Below are 23679 nucleotides of genomic sequence, written 5' to 3' on the forward strand. Positions count from 1 at the left end.
GGGGTCGGGCGGCTGCGCGTCCCCCGCCAAGGCGCGGTTCGGCACGGTGCCACCCTCGGACCTGCCCCGACCGACGCCGTGGACCTCGGGTCAGGACGCCGCGTCGGCCACGAGGGAACCCCGTCAGGTGGGCACACCGCGGCCCCCGGTCGTCGGAGTGCCGGGCGTGGCGGACCCGCCGAACCCCCACGCGGAGGAGACGGACGTCTTCCTCGTCCGCGGCTCCGAGCGGAGGGCTCGCGGGAAGAAGGTTCCGGATACCCCCGTGTCCACGACGGCCACGACCTCCGAGTCTCCGTGGGTTCGTCCACCCCAGGAGGCGGCGCCGCCCGTCGTCGAGTCCGTTTCGGGCGTCCTGCCCGCTCCGGAACCCTCCGCCGCGGGGTTCCTCGACGGCGCCCACACGCCGACCCCTGGCGGGTACGAGGCGCGCATCCTCGCGATCAAGCCCGTCCCGGCCGCGCGGTTGCGGCGTGCCGTCTTCGCGATGACCGGCGGCAGGGTCAACCTCGGTTGATCCCGTGATCGGGTGACAGGCGGGGAGGCGCGCCCGACTCCCCTCGCGGACGCGCCTCCGGGGGCGCCGCGTGGCGGCGCTCCCCTCACCGGGCGGTTCCGCGGGTCGCCCCCGAAGGGGCCAGAGGACCCGTGTCCCGTCCGGCGGGCCGACACACCGCACCCCTCCCCTCAGTGGGGCACGGCGGTCGGCCTACCACCTCGCGCCGGGTCGCACCTCTCCCATGGCGGACCGCACGGCGCGGGGCGGCGTCATGTGGTCATGGACCCGACCTCGACAGGCCGTCGACCAGGGTGATCGCCTCCGTGAGGGTCGGGGGGAGCGGAACCGCCCACACACCGGCCCCGTGCCGCCAGCCCGATCCCCGACGGAACTCGGCCAGCTGTGCGTCGAGGCCCTCCGACTCCTGCGCGACCACCGCGATCCGGGTTCGGCTGAGCAGGCACACCGACTCCCCACGGGTGAAGAACCGGCGCAGCTCGTAGCCGAGCACGATCAGTCGGGCGGCGCGCCGCCACGGATCCATCGCCGGGTCGAGCGTCACCACGACCAACCGGTGCTCCACGGCGGGGGGTTCGTCGCCGCCGATCGGGTACAGCTCCCCCAACCGGGCCCTCAGGTAGGCCAGGGTCGCCAGACCGGTCAGCGCGTCCTGGCAGGTGTCCACCGCCCGACCTCCTGCGGCCCACCCCTCGGCCATCGCCCGGACCAGCCGCAACGGGGGATCGCCCCACCCGACCGCCTCCGTGAACGCCGCCAGGTCCGCCAGGCTCTGCCCGACCCCGACGCCCGCCCGGGCCCGCGCCGCTCCCAGGTGGCCGGAGGCGTCGGCCAGACCGGACCCGGTGGCGAAGGACTCGCACACCGCGTCGACCGCCGGGATCCACCAGTCCTCGCCCGCGTCCCACCCCGTCTCCCGACTCCGCGTCGCCCACAGGGCACGCAGTTCCCTGGCACGAACCCCGTGGTCGCATGCCCCGGCTCCCGCCGCGTCGTCACCCACGGCACCGCTCCCCCCTGTCGCCCGTTCCTTCGGCGGCCGGTCGCGACCCGCGCTCCGGGGCCCGTCCGCCCGCCTCCACCTCGGATTACGGAGATCGGTGGCGGCTATGACGCCAATGCGGGATATTTTTTCGGGGACGTGCGAACGCGACGCCGATCCGGCGTTCCTCCCAGCTGGCGGAGATTGTTGAGAAAGGACGCCGGGTGACCGACGCCGACGGCCATCACACAGAGGTGATCACCGGTGACGCCGAGTTCATCAGGCGGGTACGCGACGGTGACACCGCGGCCTATGGCGTTCTCTACGAACGCCACGCCTCCGCGGCGCGCGGTCTCGCCCGCCAGCTCCTGCGCGGCGAGGCGGAGGTGGAGGACGCCGTCGCCGAGGCCTTCACCAAGGTGCTCAGCGTCATCCAGCGCGGCCAGGGCCCGACGGACTCCTTCCGCCCCTACCTGCTCACCGCCGTCCGCAACGCCGCCTACGACCGCGGACGCGGGGAGAAGCGCCAGGTCGTCATGGACGACATGGAGAGCCTCGACCCGGGCGAGCCCTTCGTCGACCCGGCGCTCGCGGGTCTGGAACGCTCACTGATCGCCCGCGCCTTCCTCTCCCTCCCCGAACGCTGGCAGGCGGTGCTGTGGCACACCGAGATCGAGGGGGTCAAGCCCTCCGAGGCCGCGCCCATCCTCGGGATGAACGCCAACGGCGTCGCCGCCCTCGCCTACCGCGCCCGTGAGGGCCTGCGTCAGGCCTACCTCCAGATGCACCTGGCGGGCGGGGGCGCCGCGGAGCCGTGCCGTCCCACCCTCGGCCTGCTCGGCGCCTACGTCCGGGGCGGCCTGGCCAAGCGGGACACCGCCAAGGTCGGCGCGCACCTGGACGGATGCGCGGACTGCCGCGAGGTGTACGCGGAGCTCATGGACGTCAACGTGGGGCTGCGCGGGACCGTCCTGCCGCTGGTGGCCGGGATGGGTGCCGCGGGCTACCTCGCCTCCGTCCCGGGCGGGGCCGCCACCGGGGCCTGGTGGGGGCGGATGTCGCGCGGCCAGCAGCAGGCGACGGCCGGAGCCGCCGCCACGACCGGTGTCGCGGTCGCGGTCGCCCTCGCCCTGGTGGGCGGTCAGGAACCGCTGCCCGACCCGCCGACCGCCGCGCCTCCCGCCCACACGGCGCAGCCCGTTCCCGAGGACGATCCCCCAGCGCAGGATCCCCCGTCGGCCCCGGTCGCACCGGTCACCGACCCGGTGCCTGCCGAGGAACCCGAACCCGAGCCGGAACCCGAGCCAGAACCCGAGCCGGAACCGGAACCCGAGCCTGGGCCCGAATGGGAGGTCGTACCGCCCGCCGACGTCCCGGAGGCCGAGGTCCCCGCGGAGGAAGCCCCCGAACCGCTGTTCGCGGCGGGCATCGACCCGGTCGGGGCGCTGGTTCCGGGGAGCGACGGAATCATGGTCATGGACGTGCGCAACATCGGCGCGGCCACCGTGGACGAGGTGGTCGCCCTCATCACGCTGCCACCCGGGGTCGAGATGGTCTCCTCCGGCGGCGCGGGCAACGCGGTCCCCGGCGCGGCGGGGCACGGGGACTGGAGCTGCGCGGCGGGCAGCGGCGGCGGCCGGTGCGTGCACCCGGGCATGGGCGCCGGTCAGAACAGCACCCAGTTCTTCGACGTGCGGGTGGCCGGGGACGCCGGTACCGGGATCCCCGCCGCGGTCTCCCTGTCGACGGGTGACGTCTCCGTCACCGCGGCGGGGGAGCGCGGCGTGACCACCGAGGGCGCGGCCGCGCGCTACGCGACGGCGGGCCGCGTCCGGACCGAGGCCGTCGGCAACGCCCTGATGACCTGTGTCGAGCCGGATCCCCCCGAGCCCCCGGAGATCCCGTGGCCGTGGCCCTGGCCCGACCATGAGCACGAGCCCCCGGACGGCCCCTCCGGTCTGGGGCTGGAGGGGTTCTGCGCCCAGGCGCGGGCACGGGAGGGGTACCTTCGCGACAACGACCACTGGGAGATGGCGCCGCTCGATCGGGACGGGAACCCCGACACCGCCTCCTCCAGTTCCGCGACCTGGGAACTGCCCGAGGGCGGCACCGTGCGCTGGGCGGGCCTGTACTTCTCCGCGAGCGGTCACCAGGACGCGCCCACCGCGCGGATCAAGGGTCCCGCCGCGGACGAGTACCGGACTGTCCAGGCGGACGAGACCCACGTCGTCGAGTTGCCCGGATACCCCGCCTACCACGCGTTCGCCGACGTCACCGACCTCGTGCGCGCCCAGGGCGGCGGCCAGTGGTGGGTCGCCGACGTCCCCGCGGCCGAGGGCCGCGGCGTGTACGCCGGGTGGAGCCTGGTGGTGGTGTTGGAGGACCCCCGCGTGGGCTCGTACAACCAGGCGATGGTCCTCGACCACACCGACCTGGTCTTCCAGGGCGGAGCGGTCGGCTTCCCCGTGTCCGGGCTGCTGCCCGCCGCGGTGCCGTCCACCGTCGACGTCGTCGCGTGGGAGGGCGACGCGGGCCTGGACGGTGACTCGGTGACGGTGGACGGAACCGTTCTCACGCCACGGGGTGGACACGCGGGCGCGGCCAACGGCTTCGTCGGTTCCGCGCGCGGGGCCGTCGGGGACCCCGCCACGTTCGGGACGGACGTGGTCCGATTCGACGCAGTACTGGGGCGGGAATCGGACATCCGAATCCAGTCCCACCAGGACGCCGTGATGGTGGGAACGGTCGCCCTGACCGCGCCCATGCGGACCTGAAGTCCCGACTCGGTATGACTTCCCGGTGACGCTGTGTGGGTCGTGAAAGGGGCGAGTCACCTCGGAACTTCGCCGCTGCGTAGCGTGGCCATAACCGTGGGTGTTCACGGCTGGCACGCAAAACAAGACAGACTTGGCTAGGCTGTGGCCGGTCATGGATATGGCCCCAGAGTCAACAGGGAAGGGGGCGGTGTCACGTGGACCGCTGCGCGTTGTTCGTCGACGCGGGATACCTTCTCGCGGACGGCGCGATGGCCGTGCACGGAACCCGCAACCGGGACTCCGTCTCCTGGGACTACTCCGGTCTCGTCCAGTTCCTCAACGAGGTCGCGCGGGACCGCACCGGCCTGCCGCTCCTGCGCTGCTACTGGTACGAGGCCGTCGCCGACGACCGGCGCACCCAGGAACAGGACGGCATCGCGGACATCCCCGGCATCAAGTTCCGCGCGGCCCGGATACGCCCCGGTCGCCGTGAGGGGGTGGAGAGCTACGTCCAGCGCGATCTCACCACCCTCGCGCGCACCGGCGTCCTGTGCGACGCCGTCCTGGTCAGCGGTGACGAGGACATGGCGTCGGTCGTCGCGGACGTGCAGGACCTGGGCGTCCGTGTCACCGTCGTGCACATCTCGGTCGAGGGCAACTGGACCATCTCCCGAACCCTGCGCCGGGAGTGCGACGACCTCATCGAGATCGGCGCCGGCCACCTGCGTCCCTACGTCAACCTGCTCACCAGCGGCGGTTCCACGCAGGAGACCGCGGCCAAGACCACGACGCCGTTCTCCAACGGCCGTGCCCGGTCCGCGCCCGACACCCGCCGCCAGCCGGTCGAGGCCCAGCCCGGCGGCAGCAGGGTCGAGCCCGCGGGAAGCGCCAACGGCGGCCTCGACGCGATCTTCGCGAGCACCGGCCCCCAGTCCGCCCCCCAGGGCAGTGCCATGGACCAGCTGCGCGCGATGCGGCGCTCGCTCGCCCAACAGCGCGGCGACCACCTCGCAGGCCCCTCCACGGACACCCCGTCGCCCGGTCCCATCGACGCCAACGGGTTCCCCTCCGGCGCCCAGGTGCCGATGAGCGGCAACGGCGCCTTCCCGGGCGCGTCGCCGACGACCGCGGGTGGACACGCGCGCGGCGGGCAGAGCGGCCAGGCCGCCTACCCCGGTGGAGACCCGGGCGCGCACGGCGCCGAGCAGAACGGGTACGGTCTGCCCGGCAGAGCGGCTCCGGGGCAGGTCGGGCCGGGCGCCCACCAGCACCCGGCGACCGGGTCCCAGCCCGCGTTCACCAACGGGACGGGCCCGCAGCAGTCCTTCGCGGGCGGCACCGGGCCACAGCCGTCGTTCGCCGCGGGTACGGGGCCGCAGCGGTCCTTCGCCGCGGGGACCGGCCCCCAGCGATCGTTCGCCTCAGACACCCCCCAGGGGCACCCACCGCCGCAGAGAAGTGGGCCGCCACCCCAGGCGGACCCGCGTTTCGGTCCGGGCGACACACCGGGTTTCGGGGGTGCGAACGACGCAAACCCTACCTATGGGACCAGTACGGAAACTGACGCCGCACGCCGCGGCGGGGCGGCTCCCGGATACGGGGGTCCGCCGCGTACTGGTCCCGACCATGACGGCCACTTCGGCCGACGGGGACACCAGGAACCCGGTCCCAGTCCTGGATATCCCCAGCAGACACGCGCCGCCGCGCATACCGTTGACGATGCGGTGCATGTCGCACACAAAGAAGGGAACGACTTCGCGGAGTCGATCGCGCGCGAGGCGCCCGCCCTGTGGGTCGAGGCGGTCCTCGCCCGGAGACCTCGGATGCCCTCCGACCTGGAGGCGCGTCTGCTCCAGGGCTCTTCGCTGCCGATCGACCACCTGTTGAGGGACGAGGTCCGGGACGGACTGCGCCAGGGGTTCTGGCAGGCGCTGGAGCGCGCCAGACCCTGACTGGCGCGCGGGAGCGCGAGTTAGGGGATGGGGGCGATGCGGTTGACCCACGTGACGACGGCCGATCTCGACCGTATGGAGTTCCACGCCGTCCGGTCGGGTGAGCACGGCCCCGTCGCCGCCCAGTTGCAGGACCTGGCCAACCGGGTCGACGCCGGGAGCGAGATCACCCGCGCGGAGCTGTTCGTGCGCGCGGGTGAGCAGTGGGAGATCGCCCAGGAGTACGAGCACGCGTGCGCGGCCTACCAGCGGGCGATCGACGACGGCGGTCCGACGGTGATCGACGCGCGTGCCCTGAGCGCGGGCGCCCTGCTGCAACTGGACGAGACCGATCGGGCCTACGCGCAGCTCAAACGACTGGAAGGCGAGCCGGTGCTCGGCCTGCCCACCTACGTGCACATCGCCGAGGTGCTGTACGCGCACGACGACCTGGCGGGCGCCGAGCGTTGGGCGACCGTCGGGATCCGCGCCCACATGGACGCCGCGGCCTCGCCGTACGTGCGCGATCTGCTCGACGAACTCCTACGGATGCGGTTCCGTGTCCGCACCGACCTGGGGCTGGGTGAGGACGACCTGGACGGCCTGCTGGACACCGACTGACCCCGCCGCCGTTCGGCACGCCGCGCCGAGCGCGGGCGGCCCTGCGGCGCGTGTCGTGAGCTTTCTGACGCGCCTGGTGCGTCACACCGCTCGCGGGCCCCTAGGCTGTGTCGGGTCGCGGTCGCGCACACCTTCGAATCGATGGTCCAAACCCCCATGAAGCGGGCATGTTCGCGCGCCCCATACCACGCCGCCGACGTGCCCTCCGTCGCGGTCGACTCCTGGGAAAAATCCATGACACGCCATCATCTTGCGGTGTTCCAACGTCCCATCCCCAAGATGTAGTATCTAGTCCCGCTGGTGGTTCACCCCGACGGGGTGAGGCGAGAGGGAACCCGGTGCGCATCCGGGACTGCCCGCAGCGGCGAGTGGGATCGGACTCCGCACACGTACTGGGATCCCCCGAGAGACCCCCGGGGAGCGACGCTCAGGAGACCGACCACGAGCCCGGGGACCTGCCACCGGCGCGCACCGGAGCGTGCGCCGACGACGGGGCTTCGAGAGCGGGCCACCGCGACCCACCGGTCACGATGACCACGCGCACTGAGCGTGTCGGCCCACCGGTGTGCCGTGGCCGTGTTTCTCGTGTCCCTCCCCGCCGGGACTCTTCTACCGAGGTTGGAGCCGCTGTATGACCCTTGACGTCGAGGCCGTGCCCGCATCCGTTCGGCCCGAGCCGACCCACGACGCCGCGCCCCCCGCCGCCGTCGACCGGATCGAGCACGTCGTAACCGAGGCCTGCGCGCGGCTCACCGGTGTTTCGGCGGACAAGGTCCTCACCGAGGCGCGCCGCGGCTTCTACCCCGGGATCTCGGACGCCGAGGTGGAGTTGGCCCTGGTCATGGCCGCCCGCAGCTTCGTGGAGGTCGACCCCGACTACTCCTACGTGGCCGCCCGCCTGCTGCTGGACACACTCCGCCGCGAGGCCCTCACCTTCATCGCCGGCTCCCCCCAGGCCGCCAGCCAGTCCGAGATGGCCGACCGCTACCCGGCCTACCTGGCCGCCTACGTCGGCCGCGGCATCGACCTCGGCCAGCTCGACCCGGCGCTGGCCACGTTCGACCTGGAGCGCCTGGGCGCGGCCCTGCGCCCCGAGCGGGACGAGAACTTCACCTTCCTCGGCATCCAGACCCTCTACGACCGCTACTTCCTGCACAGCGACGAGGTCCGCTACGAGCTGCCGCAGGCGTTCTTCATGCGCGTGGCCATGGGTCTGGCCCTCAACGAGGACGACCGGGACGCCCGCGCCATCGAGTTCTACGAGCTGCTGTCCTCGTTCGACTTCATGGCCTCCACCCCCACCCTGTTCAACTCGGGCACGGTGCGCGCGCAGCTGTCCTCCTGCTTCCTGACCACCGTCGGCGACGACCTCCAGTCGATCTTCCACGGCATCAGCAACAACGCGATGCTGTCGAAGTACTCGGGCGGCCTGGGCAACGACTGGACGCCGGTGCGCGGCCTGGGCTCGCACATCCGCGGCACCAACGGCAAGAGCCAGGGCGTCGTCCCGTTCCTGAAGATCGCCAACGACACCGCGGTCGCGGTCAACCAGGGCGGCAAGCGCAAGGGCGCGGTCTGCGCGTACCTGGAGACCTGGCACATCGACATCGAGGAGTTCCTCGACCTTCGCAAGAACACCGGTGACGAGCGCCGCCGCACCCACGACATGAACACCGCGAACTGGGTTCCGGACCTGTTCATGCAGCGTGTGGAGCAGGGCGGCACCTGGACGCTCTTCTCGCCGGACGAGGTCCCCGACCTGCACGACACGTACGGGGCCGAGTTCGCCGAGGCCTACGCCCACTACGAGGCCGAGGCCGCGGCGGGCCGGGTCAAGGTCTTCAAGCAGGTCCAGGCCGTGGACCTGTGGCGCCGCATGCTCACCATGCTGTTCGAGACCGGCCACCCGTGGATCACGTTCAAGGACCCGTGCAACCTGCGCTCGCCGCAGCAGCACTCGGGCGTCGTGCACTCCTCCAACCTGTGCACCGAGATCACGCTGAACACCAGCGCCGACGAGGTCGCCGTCTGCAACCTGGGCTCGGTCAACCTGGCCCAGCACACCGGCCCCAACGGTCTGGACGCCGAGCGCCTGCGCCGCACCGTGCGCACCGCCGTGCGGATGCTCGACAACGTCATCGACGTGAACTTCTACACGATCCCCGAGGCGCGCCGTGCGAACATGCGCCACCGCCCCGTGGGTCTGGGCCTCATGGGCTTCCAGGACGCGCTGTTCAAGCTGCGCACGCCGTTCGCCTCCGAGGGCGCGGTCGACTTCGCCGACGAGAGCATGGAGCTGATCAGCTACTACGCCATCGAGGCGTCCATGGAGCTGGCGGCCGAGCGCGGTTCCTACGAGACCTTCGACGGCTCGCTGTGGAGCAAGGGCGTCCTGCCGATCGACTCGCTGCGGCTGCTCGCCGAGGCGCGCGGAGGCGACCTCGACGTGGACCGGGGCGAGACCCTGGACTGGGACTCGCTGCGTGAGCGCGTGCGCACCACCGGCATGCGCAACTCCAACGTGATGGCCATCGCCCCGACCGCGACCATCGCCAACATCACCGGCGTGAGCCAGTCGATCGAGCCGGTCTACCGGAACCTGTTCGTCAAGTCGAACATGTCCGGCGACTTCACCGTCGTCAACCCGTACCTGGTGCGCGACCTCAAGGAGCGCGGTCTGTGGGACGACGACATGGTCTCCGCCCTGAAGCTGCACGACGGTAGCCTGGGCGCCATCGACCGGGTTCCGGACGACCTGAAGGCGCTGTACGCGACGGCCTTCGAGCTCGACCCGAACTGGCTCGTCGACGCCGGCTCGCGCCGTCAGAAGTGGATCGACCAGGCGCAGTCTCTGAACCTGTACATGGCCGCTCCGAGCGGTCGCAAGCTCGACACGCTGTACCGCCGCGCGTGGCGTTCCGGTCTGAAGACCACGTACTACCTGCGTTCGCAGAGCGCCACCCACGTGGAGAAGAGCACCCTGAAGGGTACGGACGGCCGCCTCAACGCCGTGTCCTCCGGCTCGGCCCCGGCTCCGGCCCCGAGCCCGGTGGCCAGCCCGGCCCCGGTGGCCAGCCCGAGCCCGAGCCCCGCTCCGAACCCCGTGCCCACCGGCGCCGGTGAGGACGAGTTCGAGATCGTGGAGGGCCAGGCGTGCTCCATCGAGGACCCCGAGTGCGAGGCCTGCCAGTAGGCCCGCCCGTCCGGGAGCTCCGCGCCGCGGGGCCGTCCGCGCACGCCGCGGGCGGCCCCGCGCCGGGCCCCCGCCCCAGACATCACGCATCACCAACGTCCGGCCCGGCCGGAGAACGGAAAGCGACCGCAGCATGACCACAGCACCCGACCACAGCGCCAGCGCCGCCAGCGGCCTCGGGGAGATCGAGCGTGACGCCGCGCGCGTCAACGTCGACGACAAGGCGATGATCAACGCCCGCGCCGACGTCAACCAGCTGCTCCCGCTCAAGTACACGTGGGCGTGGGACAAGTATCTGGCGGGCTGCAACAACCACTGGATGCCCACCGAGGTCGCGATGCAGGCCGACATCGCGCTGTGGAAGTCCAAGGACGGCCTGACCGAGGATGAGCGCCTGATGCTCAAGCGCAACCTCGGCTTCTTCGCCACCGCCGAGTCGCTGGTCGCCAACAACATCGTCCTGGCCGTGTACCGCCAGCTGACCAACCCGGAGTGCCGCCAGTACCTGCTGCGCCAGGCCTTCGAGGAGGCCGTGCACACGCACACCTTCCAGTACATCTGCGAGAGCCTGGGCCTGGACGAGGGCGAGCTCTTCAACATGTACCGGGAGATCCCGTCGATCACGGCCAAGGACGCGTGGGCGCTCAGGTACACGCAGAACCTGGAGGACCCGGACTTCCGCACCGGCACGCCCGAGGCGGACCAGGCGTTCCTGCGGGACCTGGTCGCGTTCTACGTGATCTTCGAGGGCATGTGGTTCTACACCGGCTTCGCGCAGATCCTCTCGCTGGGCCGCCGCAACAAGATGGTCGGCATCGCCGAGCAGTACCAGTACATCCTGCGCGACGAGTCGATCCACCTGAACTTCGGCATCGACGTGATCAACCAGATCAAGATCGAGAACCCGCACCTGTGGACCGAGGAGTTCCAGGCCGAGGTGCGCACGATGCTCACCGAGGCCTGTGAGCTGGAGGTCGCCTACGGTCGCGAGACCATGCCGCGCGGCGTGCTGGGCCTCAACGCGGAGCTGTGCGAGAAGTACATGCACTTCATCACCGACCGCCGCGCCGAGCAGATCGGCCTGGCGCCCATCTTCGGCGAGACGGAGAACCCGTTCCCGTGGATGTCGGAGATGATGGACCTCCAGAAGGAGAAGAACTTCTTCGAGACCCGGGTCATCGAGTACCAGACCGGCGGCGGCCTGGACTGGGACTGACCCGAGAAGCCCGGCCCTCCCTCCCCGTCGGCGGAGGGGGCGGAGGGCCGATGCGAGAGGAGGCCCGGTAGGCGCGACCGGGCCTCCCCCGCCCCACGGGCGGACGCGAGGGTGCCCCGTCTCTTCGGAGGCGGGGCACCCTTTGTGCGTGTGCGGGGACGCGGTCGCGGGTCAGACGTGCGGTCGCCCACCGTGCCCAATCCTGAGGAACGCGAGGCCCTGGCCACCCTCGCCGAGGAAGGCGACCGGCGCGGCTGGTGGGCGAGCTTCGGCGACGTGCTCGGGTCCGCGCCCTGCTCTGCGGGCAGTGATCGACGCGGCAGCACCGCCGTCGAGGTCGCACGTGGCCGCTTGGTGCCGGTGGACGTGATCTGGCCTCGGGGCGCTGCGCGTGATCTGTGACGAGGCCCCAGCTGTCCATCCGCGTCGGGCACACACGTACCGGACCGGCGGCCTGGACTGGGACTGACCCGCGAGGCCCCGGCTCCCCGATCCGTCGGCGGAGGATCGTGGGAGCCGGGTCGGGAGATCCTGGGGGACCGCCGGAGCCCCCGACGGGGGTCAGCCGCCGTTCGACCAGGTCATCCTGACGTTGAAGGTGGCCTCGCCGCCGCCCTTGACGACCACGGCGTCGGCTTCGGCGCTCACGTTCACCCCGAATTCCACCTCCGTCTCCGTGGGTGCGAACCGGGATGAGGCGAGTTCCGTCAACTGCGCGGACACGGCCTCGCCGACCTTCCTGATCCGGAGCAGAACCGAGTCGAGCTGTTTGTCGCCGAGCATGCTCATGGCGTCCCGCGCGACGTTGGCCGCGCCCTCACGCCTGACGGGCGCGGATTCGACGCTGATCACGGTGCCGTCATCGGTGACGAAGTCGATCACTTTGTTCACGCTGACCTCACGCATTCTTCGAGGGGGTATTGGTATTCCGGTGAGCCGAGGCGGAAAGTAAAATCATGGGACATGTCCGGAATAGGCGAGATTCCGCGGCCGTCCGAGCGGAGGAAACGGTGGGACGAACCAGTGAGGACCGGGCGAGACAGGGTACGGGCCACCTGGCGGGACGGAAGAGACGGGACTGAGTGGCGCAAGTCGTCGAGGTCGCCGAACACCGGCGCGTGCTGTGAGGCCTCCCTGCGTAGGCCCCCGGGGGTCCTGTTCAGGGACTCCGTTCACCCGGACGGACATGTCCTGCGATTTCACACCCGAGAGTGGCTGTCGCTGCTCGCCTCTTTGGCCTGAACGACCTGCCGTGCGGTGCACGGGTCCCGGTCCCGCGTCAGTCGCTCATCGGGATGATGTCGGTGTCCAGCCGTGAGAAGTCCGCCATGGTGGTCACGAAGCGGTGGTCGGGGCCGAACTGGGCGGCGTACTGGTCCCGCAGCGCCTTCCACTCCTCGTCGACCTCCTCCCCCAGCGCTCTCCGGCTGATCAGCAGGTTGCGTTGGGCGGTGGCGAGGAAGAGGTGGTGTTCCCCGAGGACCTCCAGGCACAGCTCCACGCTGGCCGCGTCCTGGGCCCGGGCGTCCTTGAGCCTTCCCAGCGCGAAGAGGTCGTTGCCCAGGTTGACCTCGACGGCGGCGATGGTGACGGACGCACTCGGGTAGAGCTGGCGGATCTCGTTCAGGGCGGAGCGGTCGAGTTCGTGCGCTCGCTCGTACTCGCCCACGACCCGGAACACGATCGCCGCGTTGGCCTGGGAGGCCCACGGGAAGAGATGCTGTCTGGGGAAGCGCCGGCCCATGTGGGCCAGGAGGTCCTCGGCCAGCTCCCGTGCCTCCTCCGCCTGTCCGGTGAAGGCCAGGTTCACCATGTGGATGCTGTTGACGTGCAGTCTTTGCCTGGAGCGCGGCTGGTAGCGCGTGACGGCGACGTCGCGCGCCCGGGTGGACAGTTCCAGGGCGCTCTCATGGTTGCCCAGCCTGCGATGGATCACGGAGAGGTGGAGGGGGATCTCCTGGGTGTGGGTGCTGGCGTCCGCCTCGATCGCCTCGAACCGCCGTTGGCAGTCCTCCAGGGTTTCCCTCGCCTTCTCCAGGTGGCCGAGAGCCATCAGGCTCAGACCGATCGACATCTGTGTGCGCAGAGTGGGGATGCCGTTGGCGCTGAACAGGTACGTGCGCTGTTCGAGGGTCCGGCGATCCAGGTCCAGTGCCTCCTGGAACCTTCCGAGACGGCGTAGACACGAGGCGATGTCGTGCGCGATGACCAGGGTGTTCTCGTCGTCCTCGGTGAATCGGGCGGTCCGGATTCGGTGGATCTCCTCGAACATGGCGAGAGCCCGGCCGTAGTCACCGGAATTGTGCAGCGAGATGGCCTGTGCCCGGCTGGCCTCCAGGGCCTCCTCGCTCTCCGGCCCCTCCAGCTCCGCCTGTTCCGCGTACATCCGCTCCGCCTCCGCCAGGGCGGTCTCGTTGTCGCCGCTCAGTTGGAGGAGCCGGGTCCGCAGCAGCTGGACCCGGAAGCGCTGTCCCGTGTCGTCGTACCAGGTTTCGATGGCACGGTCCGCCAGTTCCAGTGCCGACCCTTCGTTCCCGGTCTCCACCAGGTACGTGATCACGTTGCGCACCAGGCCGCGGACCTGGGGATCGTGGCTGCGCCAGGCCTCCGACGCCTGCACATGGCTGAAGAGCAGCTGGTACTCGGGCCAGTTCTGGGGGAGTTCGGGGCCGAGGGGATCGCTCTGCGCCAGGAGGCGGTGGGCCAGGTCCCGGTAGCGCACCCTCTCCTCGTCGCTCACCGTCCGCTGGACGACCGTCTGGAAGGTGACGTGCATCTGGAACGTGTGCTTGGTCCGGTCGAATTCGGCGAGACTGTGCCTGCCGACATAGCGCAGCACTTTGGACAGTTCCATCTCGTTGCCGAGGATCCGGGCCAGCTGCGGGTTGGAGCTCAGCCCCCGGGCCCGGTGGAACAGGGTGCGCGCCAACGGGCGGGGACCGAAGAACGAGCAGAGCTGGACGAACTCGCGCACCATCTGCTTGATGGCCCGATCCGGACCGGTGGCGCGCCGCAGGTCGTCGAGCTGCATGTTCCACGCGGCGGCGAGTGGGAGCGGGTACGAGCCGTCCGGTTCCACGTGCGTGACGAGTTCGTCGAACTTGTCCTGGATGAGGTGGAGGAAGTCGTCCACCGTCATCAGGGAGTCGCGGAGGTAGGCGCCGACCTGCGCCAGGGCGAGCGGAATGTGTTCGAGGCGGTTGGCGATCCGGAGGGCGTCCTCCTCCTTCTCCAGCCCATGGGGGCAGATCTTCCGGAGCAGGGCGACGCTCTCCTCCGGTTGGAGACTGGGGACGACCGAGCCCTCGCTGCGTCCGCCCGGGATCCAGCTCTGGTCCCGGGAGGTGATGATGATGTCGCCTGGTCCGTTGACGGGGAGTTCGGCCGTGTCCAGGGAGTTCAGGTCCGCCACGTCGTCGAGGACGAGCAGCCAGTGGCCGACCTCGGGATCGGTCTCCAGGACGTCGCGGACCCTCTGGGCCGTCTTCTCGAGATTGCCGCCGTCCTCGGGCAGTCCGAGGTGCCTGGCGAGGTCGACGTACGTCTGGTGGATGTCGGGAACGCTGTTGGCCGGGATCCACCAGATCAGGTCGTAGCCGTCCCGGTTGCGGTGCGCGTACTCGATCGCGATCTGGGTCTTGCCGATCCCACCGCCTCCCGCCAACAGGTACACGCTGCCGGAGGATTCCGACATCAGGTCGTGGATCCGCCTGAGGATCTCCGCGCGGCCGGTGAAGTTGAGGTTGTGCGGGGGAACGCCTCCGAGTTTGGCGAGCCGTCGCGCTCTGGGACGCCTCTCCCGGGAACGCTGGATGGCCAGGGGCTCCGAAGGGGTGGGGTCCGTTTCGGAGGTGTGCGTGTCGGTCACGGTCGGAGTCGGTTCCTCTCGGACGGTCGCGGTCGGTGGACTGTGGTCGGCCCCGTCGACGGAGGGTTCCCCGAGCGCGGCGCGCAGGTGCTCGGCGAACCGCCGGTACTCACCCGGCATCTCGGACAGGGCGGGCAGGAGGGCCCTGGCCAGGCCGTCCTCACCGTCAAGAGCGGAAACGCGGGGCGCACCGGTCTCGATCCTGGACAGCCACTGGAAGACACGGGCGGAGTCCTTGAACTCGATGGCCATCGAGTGGAACACCGAGCGCATGACGCTGAGATCGCCGAACCGGCCGAGGAGGTCCCGGCGCACCCCGGGGAGGAAGTCCAGGGCGGGGACCGCGGGGTCGTTGAGGTCTCCGAGGGCATGGGTGGGGTCCATCAGGTCGCCGCCGAACACCTCGGCGATCTCGGTGACGGCCGTACGGGCGTCGCGCGGTGCGTGCGGGAGGTTCCGTTGGAGCAGCTCGGCCACGGGGAGGTTGACGGGGGCCTGGGTCAGGCGCACGGCGAGTTCGCGCGCGCCGCGCGAGGCCTGCGCGAGGAAGCGCGACACCGGGTCGGGGTCCCAGGGAACGGTCTCCGGGGGACGGGCGCCGTCCGGCGGGAGGACACCGACGTCCGCCTCCCAGATCCCCTCGGCTCCGTTCATCACGGTGGTCCACTCGGCCAGGGAGTCGGGTCCGAACGCCAGCACCGGCAGGAGCGCGGCGCCCTCCGGGAGGGCGGTGTCCTCGGCGTCGTCCGCGGTGGTCATCGGGGTCCGGGAGGCGGGCGTGGACGGAACCGCCTCGGTCAGCCGCAGCGGTTGGGGCGCGAGCGGCCCGCGGGACCAGACGGAGCGGTCGAGGAGGTGGAGGAGGGCGGTCGGCAGCTGGGCGGCGATCGAGGCGACCCAGGCGCGGAACCGCCGCTGCCGCCAGCCCCGGTCCTGGGTGTCGGTGACGATGACGGCGGTGTCGACCCCGTCGGGGAGCGGGTCGGTGAGCGGCCACGGGGGGCCGTGCCCGTCGGTCGGGTGCGCGGCGTGCCCCGCGTGGAACCGCACGACCGGAGCGCCGGCCCGGCCGGCGTGCTCGACCAGTTCGGCGACATTGTGCTGGTGCAGGGCCATGAGGGGAGAGGAGTCGACGAGAATGACCAGGCGGGACGGCCCGCCCGCCAGATGTTCGAGTGCGCTCTGATATGTGTTCGACAACGTCGAACTCCTCCTGGAAGTCTCCTCCCCCAATCCTGCCATGATGGTTCGCCTTCCGCGATACGCCGAGCCTCGATCTGTGGATAATCGCGGCTCTGTGCCACAACCGCGGCGTTGTTTTGTTTGCCCTAAAAAGTGAAGACTGTGAGCTATGTTAAATTAAATGGCTTTTGTCATTCCTTGTAGATCTGTGTCTTGTTTGTCCTATGGGGTCGGGCGATCGTGCTCCCGGAGGGCCTGGGGCGGGAGGTCGTCCCCGAAGTCGTCCTGGATGAGGGCGATGTCGCGGCTGTCCGCGTCCCCCTTGGCGCGGTCGCGCAGGTATCGGGCGAGACCGGAGATCGGTACGCGTGAGCCGGGGTCGAGGCCGAGGAGCTCCTCGGCGAGATTGCGGATCGCCCGTCTGGGGCCGCGGACGATGGTCGGGATCCCCTGGTGGAGCGCGGAGTCGTAGATGTGTCGGACGTCCTCGTCGTCCGACTCGGCGACGCAGACGGTGACCTCGCCGTCGTCCAACAGGTGCACCGCCTCGCTCACCGGAAAGTCCCACGTGAGGAGGGAGTTGCGGTCCCTGACCAGGGTGTCCGACCTCTGCTGCTCCGTCTTCCGCTTCCACTTGGTGGGGAGAGCCCCCATGTAGCCCGGGAACAGGACGCGCTCCCGGACGTGGTAGACGATCTCGTACATCGCGCCGAGCCGTGGCGGGTACTCCATCAACTCGCGGTGCGTGGCGGCCTGGCCCAGGTTCAGGTGCAGGAGGTCCTTCGGGAGCATGACGCGCAACCGCAGCGACTCCTCGGCCGGTACGACGAACCTCCGCATGGTCGTGTCGCCCATGAGGTCGCCGATCTCGTCGAGGATGTCGCTCTCCCGGACCACCTTCGTGCTCTGGAGGAGGACCTCCTCGTCCACGTGGGCGATCTTGTGGGACAGCCGGTAGCCCCCGGTCACGGGCTCCAGGTCGAAGAACACCACCGTGTCCGGCTCCGCCGCGCCGACGAACGCGTCCGGTTTCCTGTGGCTGAGCAGCCGTCGGTCCCGGTGCCGCGAGAGGATCTCCTCCCAGTCGCGGCCCAGGGGGTAGGCCTCCTTCCTGATCCACGGCCAGACCATCGGGGGGAGCGGTCGCCGGACCCTGACCTCCTGGTACACGTGGTGCACCCAGGCGACCCGGGGCGGCGGTTCGCCGACCGGCGGGACCAGGTCCCACAGCGCGGTGAGCACCTGCCAGGCGGTCGTGCCCGACGCCCGCCGTCTGACCGTGCGCAGTTCGTGGGCGTTCAGCAGGGCTTCGGGCGGGACCTCCTCCACGGACACGGAGTCCAGCAGGTCGTGGAGGCGGGCGTAGGCCTCCCTCCCGCAGAGCGACTCGTCCGCCAGACGCCGCACGGACACGCCCTCCCGGCGGTCCCGGTCGCCGACGAACTCCTCGACCGGCAGCAGGAAGGCGATGCCCGAGGGCTGGTCGGGGTCGTTCCACAGGTAGTGGTGGTTCTTCTGCATGATCCCCACGAGTTCGCCGGTGGCGGTGCGCACCGCGCAGCCGCTGAACCCGCCGGTGATCTGGGCCGGCCGCGACTCGGGCGTCTCGACCTGGTGGGTGGCGTCGGTGGGGCCGCCCCTGCCCCGGTAGACCACCGAGGCCTGGAGCGACCGCATGCCGGCGGGGTACCCGACCGCGTACAGGACCTGCTCCGAGGAGACGTCCGCGCACCCGCTCATCGTGGGGAAGTCGGTGTCGGGCAGTCCCGGGCCGGACAGCCGGAGGACGGCCAGGTCGCGGCTGCCGTGGCCGGCCGACCACAGCTCCGGGAGGACGTCGGCGCTCCACACCCGGTCGTCGAAGGACCTCAGCCGGACCGCGGTCCCCGGCCCCGGGTGCTCCTCCGGATCCCCGGGGCGGCCGAGGGCGGCGTTGACGACGTGCGCGCACGTCACGAGCAGGCTGGGTGACACGAGGACGGCGCCGCCCACGACGCCGTCCGCGTGGTCGAGCATCCGCATCTGCCAGGGCGGTTCGTTGGGCTGCAGACCGCTCGGAGGGTGGGGGGTGGGCACGATCCGGGAACCTCTCTCGCATCCGTCGTGCCCAAGACAGTTCCCTTTCGGACCGGCGCGAACCGCCGTGGCCGGGGTGTCCGCGGCAGGGGAGGGGGAGCGTTCGGGGGGAGGGGGATCGCGCCACCGTGCGGGACGGGTGACGGGACGTGCGCGCTTGGGTGAACGCCAAAGATCCCATCACGGGCTGTCACGTATGTCCGATCGGACAACCGAACGGCTCTCCAGGTGGTCGGCGGGACAATCATGCCTGGTCGAAGACTCGGCCAGGTATCAAAGAGGTGATGTTCCACCAACGGGCGTTGTGACTCGGCGAACACGGGGTCATGATCACCCACATAGTTCGTAAGCAGCGCGTAAGGGTCACGGCCGCGCGCGTCAGAGAAGGGAGGGGACGGTCATGGACGGCTCCATGCTCGGTTCGGTCTTGACCTTCGCGGTGTACCTCGCCGCGATGGTGGGCATCGGTCTCTGGGTCTACCGGCGTACTGTCTCTCAGTCCGACTTCGTGCTCGGTGGTCGGCAGCTCAACAGCTGGGTCGCGGGCCTCAGCGCCAACGCGAGCGACTTCAGCGGCTGGCTGCTGCTCGGCCTGCCCGGCGCCATCTACATCTCGGGCCTGGGCGAGGCCTGGATCGCGGTCGGCCTGGCCTGCGGTTTCGCGGGCAGCTGGATCCTGCTCGCACCCCGCCTGCGCGTGTACACCGAACGCGTCACCGACGCCCGGACCGGCGGCGAGTCCGACTCGCTGACCCTGTCCTCCTTCCTGGAGAACCGCTTCAACGACCCGACCCGGCTGCTGCGCGGCGTGTCGGCGGTGCTGATCGTGGTCTTCTACTTCTTCTACGTCGCCTCCGGCCTGGTCGCCATGTCGGCCCTGTTCGACCAGGTCTTCGGTCTCGACCCCGCGCCCGCCATCGCCATCGGCGTCGGCATCGTCGTCCTGTACACCGTGCTGGGCGGCTTCCTCGCGGTCTCCTACACCGACGTCGTGCAGGCCGTCATGATGTGGCTCGCCCTGCTCGTCGTGCCGGTCATGGCGATCGTGGCCCTCGGCGGCTTCGGCGGCCTCACCGCCGGTGTGGCCGAGCAGAGCGACGGTCTCCTGTCGGTCGTCGGCGGCACCTCGTTCAACGCGGAGACGCTCGCCTGGGAGAGCACCGACACCCTCGGCTGGGTCGTCATCGTCTCCGGCCTGGCCTGGGGCCTCGGCTACTTCGGCCAGCCGCACATCCTCGCCCGCTTCATGGGCATCCGCTCCGTCAAGGACATCCGCCACGCCGGGATCGTCAGCGTCAGCTGGGCCGTCACCGCCATGGCGCTCGCCCTCGTGGTCGGCTTCGTCGGCATCGCCTACTTCGAGACCCCGCTGGAGAACCCCGAGCAGGTCTTCCCGCAGCTCATCGAGGCCATGACCCACCCGCTGGTCGCGGGCATCCTCCTCGCCGCGATCCTCGCCGCCGTCATGAGCACCGCCGACTCCCAGCTCCTGGTCGCGGCGTCCGCGCTCACCGAGGACGTCTACCGGGGCTTCGTCTCCCGCGACGCCGACCCGCGCGTCCTGCTGTGGATCAGCCGCGGAACCGTCGCCGCCGTCGCCCTCGCCGCGGCGGGCATCGCCCTCTGGGGCGACAGCTCGGTCATGGACCTGGTCGGCTACGCCTGGGCGGGCTTCGGCGCCGGGTTCGGTCCGGTCCTGCTGCTCGCGGTGTTCTGGCGACGCATGACCTGGGCGGGCGCGCTCGGCGGCATGGTCGTCGGCGGCGCCACCGCGATCGTCTGGGACATCGTGGACAGCGCCTACCTGAACACCGGGCTGTACGCGATGGTTCCGGCGGTCGCCCTCAGCTTCGCCGCGATCTTCCTCTGCAACGGCCTCGGCCGGGTCACCGGCGCCATGGCGCAGGACTTCGAGCGGATGGAGGCCGAGGTCAAGGGCGCCGAGGGCGCCGGCGGCGCGGCCAAGGTGAAGGGGGCCTGAGCCCACCCGCCACGGCCTCCGGGGCGCACGCCCCGAGCCACCCGTGACACGGGCCCGTACCGCGCGTCGGTGCGGGCCCGGACCCGTCTGGCGCGGTGACCGCGCGGAACGGTAGAACGGTGACATGTCGTCACTGACACAACACCCCGCCGCGTGGTCCCGGACCGACGTCCCCGAGGGCCTCGGCCTCGGCGCCCTCCTGCCCGAGCCCGACGGGTACCGGTTGGAGGCCGGAGAGGTCGTCGTGGAGGACGACGAGCGGTTCCTCACCCGCTTCACGGTCCGCACCGACCTGGCCTGGACGACGCGGGAGGTGCGTGTCGAGGTCGTCTCCGCACGGGGGACGGACGCGGTCGCACTGACCGCGCACGGCGGCAACTGGACCGACGGCGAGAACAGGCCCAGACCCGAGCTCATGGGCTGCCTGGACGCGGACGTCGCCGCGACCCCCCTCACCAACACCCTCCCGATCCGACGCCTGGGGCTGAACCCGGGGGAGTACCGCGACATCGCGGTGGCCTGGATCGACATCCCCTCCCTGCGGGTCCGCCGCGTCCGCCAGCGGTACACACGCCACCCCTCCGAGGGCGGTCTGGAGCGCTACACCTACCGCGACCCCCTGCGCGGCGAGTACCGGCTGTCCGTGGACGCCGAGGGGCTGGTCGTGGACTACGAGCGGTTCGCCCGAAGGCTCGGCCCCGACAGCTGAGCGGCCCCTCCCCAGCCCGGTCCGGGCCCGCACCCCCGGAGTGCGTCCGCCACGCCCGACCGGCGATAATCGGCGGGCACACCCACCTCACCCACGGGGGACCGCAGTGACCGAAACCGAGCTGAGCCGGGCCAGACGCGAGATCATCCGCGACCTCGACGTCCCCGAGCACTTCGACGTCCAGGGCGAGATCGAACGACGCGTCGCCTTCCTCGCCGAGCGCCTGACCACCACGGGCGCGGCCGCGCTGGTGCTGGGCATCAGCGGCGGCGTCGACTCGCTCACCACCGGCCGCCTCTGCCGTCTCGCCGTGGACCGCGCCCGCGCCGCCGGGCACACCGCCGAGTACGTCGCCATGCGTCTTCCCTACAGGGTGCAGAAGGACGAGGACGACGCCGCCCGCGCGGTCGAGTTCACCGACCCCGACCGCTGCCTCACCGTCGACGTCGGCCCGGCCAGCGACGCCATGGCCGATTCCCTCACCGCCGCCGGGATGACCTACGCGAGCGTGGCCTCCGAGGACTTCGTGGTCGGCAACGTCAAGGCCCGCCAGCGGATGATCGCCCAGTACGCGGTGGCGGGCGGCCTCGGCGGTCTCGTCGTCGGCACCGACCACGCGGCCGAGGCGGTCACCGGCTTCTTCACCAAGTACGGCGACGGCGGGGTCGACCTCGTCCCGCTGACCGGGCTGACCAAGCGCCGGGTGCGCGCCGTGGCCGCCGCGCTCGGCGCCCCCGACGACCTGGTGAACAAGGTGCCCACGGCCGACCTGGAGACCCTGTCGCCGGGCAAGCCCGACGAGGAGGCGCTCGGCCTCACCTACGAGCGGATCGACGACTTCCTGGAGGGCCTGCCGGTCCCCGGGGAGGTCGAGGCGGCCCTGGTCGACCGCTACCGCGCCACCGCGCACAAGCGCGCCCTGCCCACGGCTCCCCCGCCGGCCTGAGCCCGGTCGGCCCGGGCCCGGCTGGTCTGAGCCCGGTCGGCCCGGGCCCGCTCGCCCCGATCCCCGGCCCGGCCGCCGCGCCGAAGGTGGTGCCCGCACCACCGTCGGCGGGTGGGTGGGCCGCCGGTCGAAGAGTGGCACCAGAGCCATCGCGACGGACCCCACCGTCTTCCTAGGGTCGTACCGACGACGCACCGGCGGGGACGCGGACACCTCCGCACCGGCCGGGGCCCGTCGGACCACGCGTCGTCGCCCCCTGATCCCGGTCGGCACGACACCTCCTCCGCCGCGCGGCGCCCGACCGCTCCCGTGGTGCAGACGACCCAGGAGCGACCGATGACCATGACCCTCCGATCCGGCGCCGGAGGCGGGCCGTCGGTCCTGCCGGCGCCGCGTCCCGCGTCGACCGCGGACACCCGGCCCGGCACCGGGAGCGCCCCGCGACCCCTGCCCGGCCGCGACCGGTTCCTGGACGCCCTCCGCCTCCTCGTCATGGTGCTGGTCGTCCTCCAGCACTGGTGGTACCCGGTGCTCACCGGCGGTCCGGGGACCCTGGCCATGGACAGCGTCCTCGCCGTTCCGGGCGCCTCGGCCATGACGTGGGTCTCCCAGGTCATGCCGCTGATCTTCTTCGTCGGCGGCGCCGCCAACCTCATCAGCCGGCGGTCGGCCGCGGCGCGCGGCGTCGCGGCCACGACGTGGGTGGCGCGCCGGTTGCGCAGGCTCGCCTGGCCGGTCGTCCCGCTCGCCGCCGTCTGGATCGCCGCGACCCACCTGCTGGCCCTGGGCGGGGTTCCGGAACAGCCGGTGTCGGTGGCGGCGGACGCGGCGGGGATCGTGCTGTGGTTCCTGGCGGTGTACGTCCTGGTGGTCGTGGCGACGCCGGTCCTCCTCCCGGTCCAGGACCGGTTCGGCTGGCGGGTGGCGGCGGCGCTGTTCGCCGGGGCGGCCCTCGTCGACGTCGTCCGCTTCGCGACGGGGGTGGACGCGGTCGGCTACGCGAACGTGGTCTTCGTGTGGCTGGGCGTGCACCAGCTCGGTCTGCTCTACGGGGCCGGGGCGCTGCGCCCGCTTCAGGGAGCGGTGCTGGCGGCGGGCGGCGCGGTCGCGGCCGCCGTGCTCATGCTGACCGGCCCGTACTCGCCGAACATGACCGGTGTCTTCGCCATGGAGGCCTCCAACGCCGGTCCGCCGACGTTGGTCCTGGCTGCGCTGGGCGCGGTGCAGGTCGGCGCGGCGGTCCTGCTCCGCCGGTGGATCGCGGCCTGGGCCGACCGCCCCGGCCCCGCGCGGGTGCTGGACGCGGTCTGCCCGACCCTGATGACCGTGTACCTGTGGCACATGCTCCCGGTGAGCCTGGTCGCCGCCGCCCAGGTCTACGGCCTCGGCGTCGACACCCCCGACCCGATGACCGTCCCGTGGCTGGTGTGGGGTCTGGCCGGTACGGCGGCCCTGCTTCCGCTGACCGCCGTGCTCGCGACCTGGGCGGTGCGGTTCGAGACGCCCCCGGCACGGCTGTGCGGGGTTCCGGGGCCGGTCCGGGCCCTGGCGGCGGCCGCGCTGGTCGGCGGCGGGCTGGGCACGCTGGTCGCGGTCGGGCTCGGCACCGGTTGGGGGCCCGTGCTCGGCCTGTCGGCCGTGGTGGCCGGTCTGCTGCTCACCCGGGGGCCGCGGCGCTCCTGAGGCACGTACGGTGTCCGA

Annotated in this window: 16 protein-coding genes and 1 riboswitch; of the genes, 12 read left to right on the forward strand and 4 right to left on the reverse strand. The window is 71.4% G+C overall.

Annotated elements, in window-relative coordinates:
• Positions 1-166 precede the first annotated feature (166 nt).
• Positions 167-517: a hypothetical protein gene (locus tag AB0I72_RS21900; RefSeq protein ID WP_358571619.1), complete on the forward strand. Its 351-nt coding sequence runs from the start codon at positions 167-169 to the stop codon at positions 515-517.
• A gap of 259 nt (positions 518-776) precedes the next feature.
• Here AB0I72_RS21900 and AB0I72_RS21905 read toward each other — a convergent pair whose 3' ends face one another.
• Positions 777-1520, reverse strand: a complete 744-nt coding sequence (locus tag AB0I72_RS21905; protein WP_358571621.1) for a hypothetical protein — start codon at positions 1518-1520, stop codon at positions 777-779.
• 203 nt (positions 1521-1723) lie between these two features.
• Here AB0I72_RS21905 and AB0I72_RS21910 point away from each other — a divergent pair, with 203 nt between their 5' ends.
• The 6 genes from AB0I72_RS21910 to AB0I72_RS21935 all read left to right on the forward strand — a co-directional run bounded on the left by AB0I72_RS21910 (position 1724) and on the right by AB0I72_RS21935 (position 11618).
• Positions 1724-4273 (forward strand): sigma-70 family RNA polymerase sigma factor, encoded by a 2550-nt coding sequence (locus AB0I72_RS21910; protein ID WP_358571623.1) that lies wholly within the window; start codon positions 1724-1726, stop codon positions 4271-4273.
• Positions 4274-4470: 197 nt separating this feature from the next.
• Entirely contained in the window at positions 4471-6207 is a 1737-nt protein-coding gene (locus AB0I72_RS21915; RefSeq protein WP_358571625.1) for an NYN domain-containing protein, read from the forward strand.
• Positions 6208-6234: 27 nt separating this feature from the next.
• Positions 6235-6807, forward strand: coding sequence for a hypothetical protein (locus AB0I72_RS21920; RefSeq protein ID WP_358571627.1), 573 nt, complete (start codon positions 6235-6237; stop codon positions 6805-6807).
• A 284-nt stretch (positions 6808-7091) separates the two neighbouring features.
• Positions 7092-7285: riboswitch (cobalamin riboswitch) on the forward strand.
• 153 nt (positions 7286-7438) lie between these two features.
• Positions 7439-10000 carry a ribonucleoside-diphosphate reductase subunit alpha gene (locus tag AB0I72_RS21925; RefSeq protein WP_358571629.1) on the forward strand — a complete coding sequence of 854 codons (2562 nt, stop codon included), beginning with the start codon at positions 7439-7441 and terminating at the stop codon, positions 9998-10000.
• Positions 10001-10133: 133 nt separating this feature from the next.
• The gene (locus AB0I72_RS21930; protein WP_358571631.1) at positions 10134-11216 is read left to right on the forward strand and encodes a ribonucleotide-diphosphate reductase subunit beta; all 1083 of its coding nucleotides are present in this window, start codon (positions 10134-10136) and stop codon (positions 11214-11216) included.
• A 192-nt stretch (positions 11217-11408) separates the two neighbouring features.
• Positions 11409-11618 (forward strand): hypothetical protein, encoded by a 210-nt coding sequence (locus tag AB0I72_RS21935; protein WP_358571633.1) that lies wholly within the window; start codon positions 11409-11411, stop codon positions 11616-11618.
• 159 nt (positions 11619-11777) lie between these two features.
• Here AB0I72_RS21935 and AB0I72_RS21940 read toward each other — a convergent pair whose 3' ends face one another.
• On the reverse strand, positions 11778-12098 hold the full coding sequence (locus AB0I72_RS21940) for a CU044_2847 family protein (protein WP_358571767.1): 321 nt from the start codon (positions 12096-12098) through the stop codon (positions 11778-11780).
• Between the two features lie 81 nt (positions 12099-12179).
• On the opposite strand from AB0I72_RS21940, the gene AB0I72_RS21945 reads away from it, so the two are divergent.
• Complete coding sequence (locus AB0I72_RS21945) at positions 12180-12458, forward strand: DUF397 domain-containing protein (RefSeq protein ID WP_358571635.1); 279 nt, start codon at positions 12180-12182, stop codon at positions 12456-12458.
• A gap of 37 nt (positions 12459-12495) precedes the next feature.
• Here AB0I72_RS21945 and fxsT read toward each other — a convergent pair whose 3' ends face one another.
• Positions 12496-16284 (reverse strand): FxSxx-COOH system tetratricopeptide repeat protein, encoded by a 3789-nt coding sequence (gene fxsT, locus AB0I72_RS21950; protein ID WP_358571637.1) that lies wholly within the window; start codon positions 16282-16284, stop codon positions 12496-12498.
• Positions 16285-16488: 204 nt separating this feature from the next.
• Positions 16489-18342, reverse strand: a complete 1854-nt coding sequence (locus tag AB0I72_RS21955) for a serine protease (protein ID WP_358571639.1) — start codon at positions 18340-18342, stop codon at positions 16489-16491.
• Positions 18343-18742: 400 nt separating this feature from the next.
• Between AB0I72_RS21955 and putP the strand changes: the two genes are divergently transcribed.
• The 4 genes from putP (at position 18743) to AB0I72_RS21975 (ending at position 23661) form a co-directional block, all read left to right on the forward strand.
• Positions 18743-20323 carry a sodium/proline symporter PutP gene (gene putP, locus AB0I72_RS21960; protein ID WP_358571641.1) on the forward strand — a complete coding sequence of 527 codons (1581 nt, stop codon included), beginning with the start codon at positions 18743-18745 and terminating at the stop codon, positions 20321-20323.
• Positions 20324-20447: 124 nt separating this feature from the next.
• The gene (locus tag AB0I72_RS21965) at positions 20448-21032 is read left to right on the forward strand and encodes a putative glycolipid-binding domain-containing protein (RefSeq protein WP_358571643.1); all 585 of its coding nucleotides are present in this window, start codon (positions 20448-20450) and stop codon (positions 21030-21032) included.
• A 106-nt stretch (positions 21033-21138) separates the two neighbouring features.
• A complete protein-coding gene (gene nadE, locus AB0I72_RS21970) occupies positions 21139-21978 on the forward strand; it encodes an ammonia-dependent NAD(+) synthetase (RefSeq protein ID WP_358571645.1) in 840 nt (279 codons plus the stop codon).
• 336 nt (positions 21979-22314) lie between these two features.
• Entirely contained in the window at positions 22315-23661 is a 1347-nt protein-coding gene (locus AB0I72_RS21975; RefSeq protein ID WP_358571647.1) for an acyltransferase family protein, read from the forward strand.
• The last annotated feature ends 18 nt before the right edge of the window (positions 23662-23679 follow it).

The organism is Nocardiopsis sp. NPDC049922 (genome assembly GCF_040660275.1).
GTDB lineage: Bacteria > Actinomycetota > Actinomycetes > Streptosporangiales > Streptosporangiaceae > Nocardiopsis.

Coding starts and splice junctions, on each gene's coding strand:
- AB0I72_RS21975 (WP_358571647.1), top strand. CDS start 22,315: ATGACCATGACCCTCCGATCCGGCGCCGGAGGCGGGCCGTCGGTCCTG.
- AB0I72_RS21965 (WP_358571643.1), top strand. CDS start 20,448: ATGTCGTCACTGACACAACACCCCGCCGCGTGGTCCCGGACCGACGTC.
- AB0I72_RS21930 (WP_358571631.1), top strand. CDS start 10,134: ATGACCACAGCACCCGACCACAGCGCCAGCGCCGCCAGCGGCCTCGGG.
- AB0I72_RS21945 (WP_358571635.1), top strand. CDS start 12,180: ATGTCCGGAATAGGCGAGATTCCGCGGCCGTCCGAGCGGAGGAAACGG.
- AB0I72_RS21925 (WP_358571629.1), top strand. CDS start 7,439: ATGACCCTTGACGTCGAGGCCGTGCCCGCATCCGTTCGGCCCGAGCCG.
- AB0I72_RS21920 (WP_358571627.1), top strand. CDS start 6,235: ATGGGGGCGATGCGGTTGACCCACGTGACGACGGCCGATCTCGACCGT.
- putP (WP_358571641.1), top strand. CDS start 18,743: ATGGACGGCTCCATGCTCGGTTCGGTCTTGACCTTCGCGGTGTACCTC.